The following is a 6,026-nucleotide window of genomic DNA, read 5'->3' on the forward strand; positions in this document are numbered from 1 at the left end:
TCAAGTGCTGAGCGAATTCGAGGCGCGCAGGCTGCAGCCGGTGATCTGGAACGTGCCGTCGGGCTGCTGCTGCAGCGTATAGACCGCCTCGTAATCCTTGCCATCGGGGCCGACGATCAGCACCTGCTGGACGATCGAACCCGGACCAGTCTCCTCGACCTTGCCGAAGGAATAAGTCTGCGGCTTGCGCACCGGCGGATAGCCGTTGGTCACCATGTTCATGAAGGCATCGACGGTCGGGAAGATCCGCTTCACATTCGGGGCGGCGAAGCTGTAGGCGGTGGCGCCGTCATTGGCGATGAGGGCCTTTAGCTGACCGTCGATGACGGACTGGCCTGCCTTGATCTCGGCATCGCCGGCCAATGCCGACGACACCCAGAGGAATGGAACGACTGCGAATGCGAAAAAGGCGCGGCGCATGGCCTGTCTCCGTTGTCCCGCGAAACATCTTCCCTTGAAATGGTGCTGTCCGAAGACGCATCATAACATACGCTTGGCAGCGCATCGCGGTTTCAGCGATCGCGAATAATCGCTGGCGCTCGGCGGCAGGTTGCATGCTGGCGGAGAGCTGCGGCAGGTCGCAGCCCAGGCCTGGGCCGGCAGAGTACGGATTCCAGCGCTTGAAAGCCCGCCTCCAGTCTGCCAGAAGGGCCGCTGGACTTGGACGTTTAGCGGGACGAAGCCATGAAGGCGTTTTTCGTGCAGATCAAATGCGAGCTCGGCAAATCCTATGAGGTTGCCAGCGCGCTTGCCGATGCCGAGATCGCCTCGGAAATCTACTCCACCGCCGGCAACTACGATCTGCTCGCCAAATTCTATGTCGACGACGAGGAAGACGTCGGCCATTTCGTCAACGAAAAGGTGCAGATTCTCCCCGGCATCAAGGACACGTTCACCGTCGTCACGTTCCGTGCTTTCTAGCTGGTAAACGCATTTGCCCGGGCACGAGGCAAAGGCTGATCAAGGTCATATTTCAGCTGCCTCAATTTTAGGCAGGCGCAACATACTGATCGCCCGTATCTCCCAAATCACCGATTGCGCTTGATTTTCTCCGGCGACGCCAGTGAAATGGCGTCACAGGGGAGTATGCGATTGGCAGCGTTCGATGAAATGCTTCCGGAAGTCTCCGGATTGAGAAGACCGTATTCGGCGTATGATCGCTGGCTGAAGGAGCAGGATCCAGCCAGGCTGACCGAGAAGATGCAGGACGCTGAACGCGTCTTCCGCAAGACCGGCATCACCTTCGCCGTCTATGGTGAGCAAGAAGCCTCCGAGCGGCTGATCCCGTTCGACATCGTTCCCCGCATCATTTCAGGCAATGAATGGCGGCGCCTCACGCAGGGCATCGAGCAGCGCGTGCAGGCGCTGAACGCCTTCCTCGACGACATCTACCATCGCCAGGAAATCCTGCGGGCAGGGCGCGTCCCCAGGGAATTGATCGCCAGGAATGAGGCATTCCTGCCGGAGATGATCGGAGTCAGGCCGCCGGCCGGCGTCTATACCCACATCATCGGCGTCGACATCGTCCGCATCTCGGAGGACGAGTTCTACGTGCTGGAGGACAATGCGCGCACGCCTTCCGGCGTCTCCTACATGCTGGAGAACCGCGAGACGATGATGCAGCTGTTCCCCGAGCTGTTCCAGAAGATCAAGGTGCGGCCGGTGGAAAACTACCCGCAGCTTCTGCGCCAGTCGCTGGCGGCGGTGCGGCCGCAAAGCACCAAAGGTGCGCCGACCATTGCGGTGCTGACGCCCGGCAGCTTTAACTCCGCCTATTTCGAACACGCCTTCCTTGCCGACCAGATGGGCGTGCAGTTGGTCGAAGGCCAGGACCTGCGCGTGGTCGACGGCCATGTCGCGATGCGCACGACGGAAGGCTACAAGCAGATTGATGTGCTCTACCGCCGCGTCGATGATTCTTTCCTGGACCCGTTGACGTTCCGTCCGGATTCCGCACTTGGCATACCCGGCATCATGGATGTCTATCGCGCCGGCAACATCACCATCGCCAATGCGCCGGGCACCGGCATAGCCGACGACAAGGCGATCTATTCCTACATGCCCGAGATCATCGAGTTCTACACCGGTCGCAAGGCAATCCTGGGCAACATTCCGACCTGGCGCTGCTCGGAGCCCGACAGCCTGAAATACGTGCTCGAACACATCGACGAGCTGGTGATCAAGGAAGTGCACGGTTCCGGCGGCTACGGCATGCTGGTCGGGCCTGCGGCAACCAAGAAGGAATGCGAGACCTTCGCCAAGAAGTTGGCGGCCAAGCCATCGAATTATATTGCCCAGCCAACGCTGGCGCTGTCGACATGCCCGATCCTGACGGAAAAAGGGCTGGCGCCGCGCCACGTCGATCTCAGGCCCTATGTGCTGGTCTCCGACCGCATCCAGATCGTGCCTGGGGGCCTCACACGCGTCGCGTTGAAGGAAGGTTCGCTGGTTGTGAACTCGTCGCAGGGCGGCGGGACGAAAGATACTTGGGTGTTGGATGATTGAGACGAGTGAGTAGGGAATAGTCAGTAGTCAGTAGTCAGTAGCGGAAATAGAGGGACAGGAAATGCCATATTTCATTGAGATTCAATTGCTTAATATTCACTGCTCACTATTCGCTACTCACTAGCCCGAAGGGCCACTTCATGCTTTTAGGCCGCACCGCAAACGGGCTCTATTGGATGAACCGCTATATCGAGCGGGCGGAAAACATGGCGCGCTTGGTCGATGCCGGCCTGCGCATGGCGCTGACCCGCACCCAAAGCGCCTCGGAAGAGTGGAATTCGGTGCTGCTCAGCGCTGGTTCCGACGTCACCTTCAGCCAGAAATATTCCGACTATACCGCCGCCAATGTCGCCGACTTCCTGTTGCGCGACACGTCGAACCCATCGAGCACGATGTCGTCCATCGAGACAGCCCGCAACAATGCCCGCATGGTGCGCACCGCGCTGACGCGCGAGACCTGGGAAAGCATCAACGAAGCCTGGATGGCGCTGAAGCGGATGCTGGCCAAGCCGATCGACGAGCGCGACCTGCCAAGCGTGCTCGACGCCATCAAGCGCGAGACGGCGCTGATCCGCGGCTCGTTCTACGGCACCATGCTGCGCAACGAGATCTTCGACTTCTCGCAACTCGGCACTTACGTCGAGCGCGCCGACAACACGGCGCGCATCCTCGACGTGAAATATTATGTGCTGCTGCCGTCGATCTCCTGGGTTGGCTCGACGCTCGACAATTATCAGTGGGAATCGATCCTGCGTTCGGTCTCGGCGCATCGCTCCTATCGCTGGGTCTACGATGCTGATTACAAGCCGACCAACATTGCCGACTATCTGATCCTCAATGTCCGCATGCCGCGTTCGCTGATGTTCTGCTATCGCTTCCTGTCGGAGCATCTGAAATTCCTCGGCGACGATTACGGCGAGCGCCATGCCTGCCACGCAACGGCCGAGAAGACGCAGACAATGCTGAGAGCCGGGTCGATCAAGGATATCTTCGATACCGGGCTGCATGAATTCCTGGCCAATTTCATTCGCGACAACACCAAGCTGGGCGACGAAATCGCACAAGATTATCGGTTCAATTGAGCATGGTCCCGAAAGGTGGAGCCGGTTTTCTTAGACAAACGGAAACCGTTTGTCCGGAGATCGCGCTCACAAACGGAATAGAAGCATGCGGCTGAAGATTACCCACCGAACTGAGTACCGTTACGATACGCCGGTGCACTATCTGTTGCAGCGGCTGCGGCTGCTTCCGGTCAGCGGGTCGACGCAGACCGTTCTGTCCTGGGCTCTGGCGATCGAAGGCGCGCGCGAAGAGGTCCGCTTTGTCGACCATTTCGGCAACGACACAAGGCTGTTGAGCGTCGAGGGCGAGCGCGACTTCATCACGGTGGAGGCGTCGGGCGAAGTGGTGACGCGCGACACCGCGGGCGTCTCGGGGCCACACCAGGGCTTCACGCCGCTCTGGCTGTACAGCCATGAGACACCATTGACGGTGATCGGCAGCGGTATCCGCGAACTCGCCGCATCGGTTGGCAAGGGCAGCGACATCGAACGGCTGCACCGGCTGATGGCTGTCATCGGAGAGCGCGTCGCCTACACGCCCGGCACGACCAATGCGACGACGCCGGCGGAGGAAGCCTTGGCGCTCAAGACCGGGGTCTGCCAGGATCATACCCATATCTTTGCCGCCGCCGCCCGTGCCATGGGCTTTCCGGCCCGCTATGTCAGCGGCTATCTGATGCTGGATGCGACGGTCGAGCAGGCGGCCAGCCATGCCTGGGCCGAAGCGCATGTTTCGGGTCTCGGCTGGGTTGCCTTCGATGCCGCCAATGGCATCTCGCCCGACGAGCGCTATGTAAAGGTGGCGACGGGCCGCGATTACCGCGACGCCACGCCGGTGTCGGGAATTCGGCTGGGACAGGCGGAAGAACAGCTTGCGGTCACCGTCACGGTGGAGCAGTAATCCTCCGCAAGATTGCTGCCGAGCGGTTCATCGTTTCAAGGAACCCCGAACCGCTCTATCCCTTTGTTTTAACGCAATTCCGGACGGAAAACCGCTTCACACTTTTCCTGGAATTGCTCTAGAAGAGATTCCATGACCTATTGCGTTGGCCTGAAGATCGATCGCGGGCTCGTGTTCATGTCCGACACGCGCACCAATGCAGGCATGGATTCCATCTCCACCTTTCGCAAGATGCATGTCTGGGAAGAGCCGGGCGAACGCGTCATCGTTTTGATGTCGGCGGGCAATCTGGCGACGACGCAGGCCGTGGTCAGCCTGCTTGACGAGCGCACCAAGGCAATCTCCGAAAGACATTCCACACTGCTCGAAACGCCCTCGATGTACCAAACGGTCCGCATTGTTGGCGACACGGTCAAGGAGGTCATCGCCAATTCGTCACCCGCTGGCGAGAAGGCGGATTCCTATTTCAATGCGTCCTTCATCCTCGGCGGTCAGATCAAGGGCAGCGAGCCGCGCCTGTTCATGATCTATCCCGAAGGCAATTTCATCGAATCGACCGATGACACGCCGTTCTTCCAGATAGGCGAGACCAAATACGGCAAGCCGATCATCATCCGCGCCTACGAAAAGACGATGAGCCTCGCCGAGACGGTGAAGCTGCTTTTGGTGTCGTTCGATTCGACGTTGAAGTCGAACCTGTCTGTCGGCTTGCCGCTCGACCTGCTCTTCCTGGAGAAGGACGCTTTCAAGGTCGGATTGAAGAAGCGGATCGGTCAGGACGACCAGTATTACCGTACGATCTCCGACGGCTGGTCGAATGCGCTGAAGACGGCTTTTGCCAGCTTGCCGGATTTCCCTGGCTGAGGCGTGCGGCATCTCTTGCTGGTTGCATATATTTCACGCGTTAATTAATAAGAGACCAACCGCGACGGATGGTAGCGATGGATCATGTCGGGAGGACAGGATGAACAATGATGATTTCCGGCAATGGTCGCGGCGCGCCGCCGACTGGGGCGCTGACTATCGCAACAATCTGCGCGACCGCCCCGTGCGGCCACTGGTAGAACCCGGCGCCGTTTCCAGAAGCATCGAGGTTTCGCCGCCCGAAGACGCCGAACCGATGGACCGGATCTTCGCCGATTTCGAAGAGAAGATCCTGCCGGGAATGACGCATTGGCAGCATCCGCGCTTCTTCGCCTATTTCCCGGCCAATGCGGCGCCGGTTTCGGTGGTGGCGGAATATCTTGTTTCGGCGATGGCCGCGCAATGCATGCTGTGGCAGACGTCGCCGGCGGCGACCGAACTCGAAACGCGCACCGTCGACTGGATGCGCCAGGCGCTCGGTCTGCCGGAAGGCTTCTCGGGCGTAATCCAGGATTCAGCCTCATCGGCGACGTTGGCCGCGGTGCTGACCATGCGCGAACGGGCACTCGACTGGCAAGGCAACAAACAGGGCCTGGCAGGGCAGGCGCGGCTGCGCATCTACTCCTCCGACCAGGTGCACACGTCGATCGACCGGGCGATCTGGGTGTCCGGCATCGGCGAGGACAATCTCGTGC

General features: G+C 59.8%; 7 protein-coding genes. 6 read left to right on the top strand and 1 reads right to left on the bottom strand.

Features of this window, described 5'->3' with window-relative positions:
- Positions 1-420 carry a DUF4864 domain-containing protein gene (locus tag EN949_RS14915; protein ID WP_013531820.1) on the bottom strand — a complete coding sequence of 140 codons (420 nt, stop codon included), beginning with the start codon at positions 418-420 and terminating at the stop codon, positions 1-3.
- A gap of 264 nt (positions 421-684) precedes the next feature.
- Here EN949_RS14915 and EN949_RS14920 point away from each other — a divergent pair, with 264 nt between their 5' ends.
- The 6 genes from EN949_RS14920 to EN949_RS14945 all read left to right on the top strand — a co-directional run.
- Positions 685-921 (top strand): Lrp/AsnC family transcriptional regulator, encoded by a 237-nt coding sequence (locus EN949_RS14920; protein ID WP_010909609.1) that lies wholly within the window; start codon positions 685-687, stop codon positions 919-921.
- A gap of 171 nt (positions 922-1,092) precedes the next feature.
- Positions 1,093-2,505 (top strand): circularly permuted type 2 ATP-grasp protein, encoded by a 1,413-nt coding sequence (locus EN949_RS14925; protein WP_024503502.1) that lies wholly within the window; start codon positions 1,093-1,095, stop codon positions 2,503-2,505.
- A 140-nt stretch (positions 2,506-2,645) separates the two neighbouring features.
- Positions 2,646-3,587: an alpha-E domain-containing protein gene (locus EN949_RS14930; protein WP_024503501.1), complete on the top strand. Its 942-nt coding sequence runs from the start codon at positions 2,646-2,648 to the stop codon at positions 3,585-3,587.
- A gap of 85 nt (positions 3,588-3,672) precedes the next feature.
- Positions 3,673-4,467 carry a transglutaminase family protein gene (locus EN949_RS14935; protein ID WP_063172085.1) on the top strand — a complete coding sequence of 265 codons (795 nt, stop codon included), beginning with the start codon at positions 3,673-3,675 and terminating at the stop codon, positions 4,465-4,467.
- 132 nt (positions 4,468-4,599) lie between these two features.
- Entirely contained in the window at positions 4,600-5,331 is a 732-nt protein-coding gene (locus EN949_RS14940) for a peptidase (protein WP_013531816.1), read from the top strand.
- Positions 5,332-5,431: 100 nt separating this feature from the next.
- Positions 5,432-6,026, top strand: a 595-nt coding sequence (locus tag EN949_RS14945) for a pyridoxal-dependent decarboxylase (RefSeq protein WP_245472405.1), incomplete at its 3' end; no start/stop codon positions are given.

This window comes from Mesorhizobium sp. M7A.F.Ca.US.007.01.2.1 (assembly GCF_003998165.1).
In the GTDB taxonomy this organism is placed as follows: domain Bacteria; phylum Pseudomonadota; class Alphaproteobacteria; order Rhizobiales; family Rhizobiaceae; genus Mesorhizobium; species Mesorhizobium ciceri.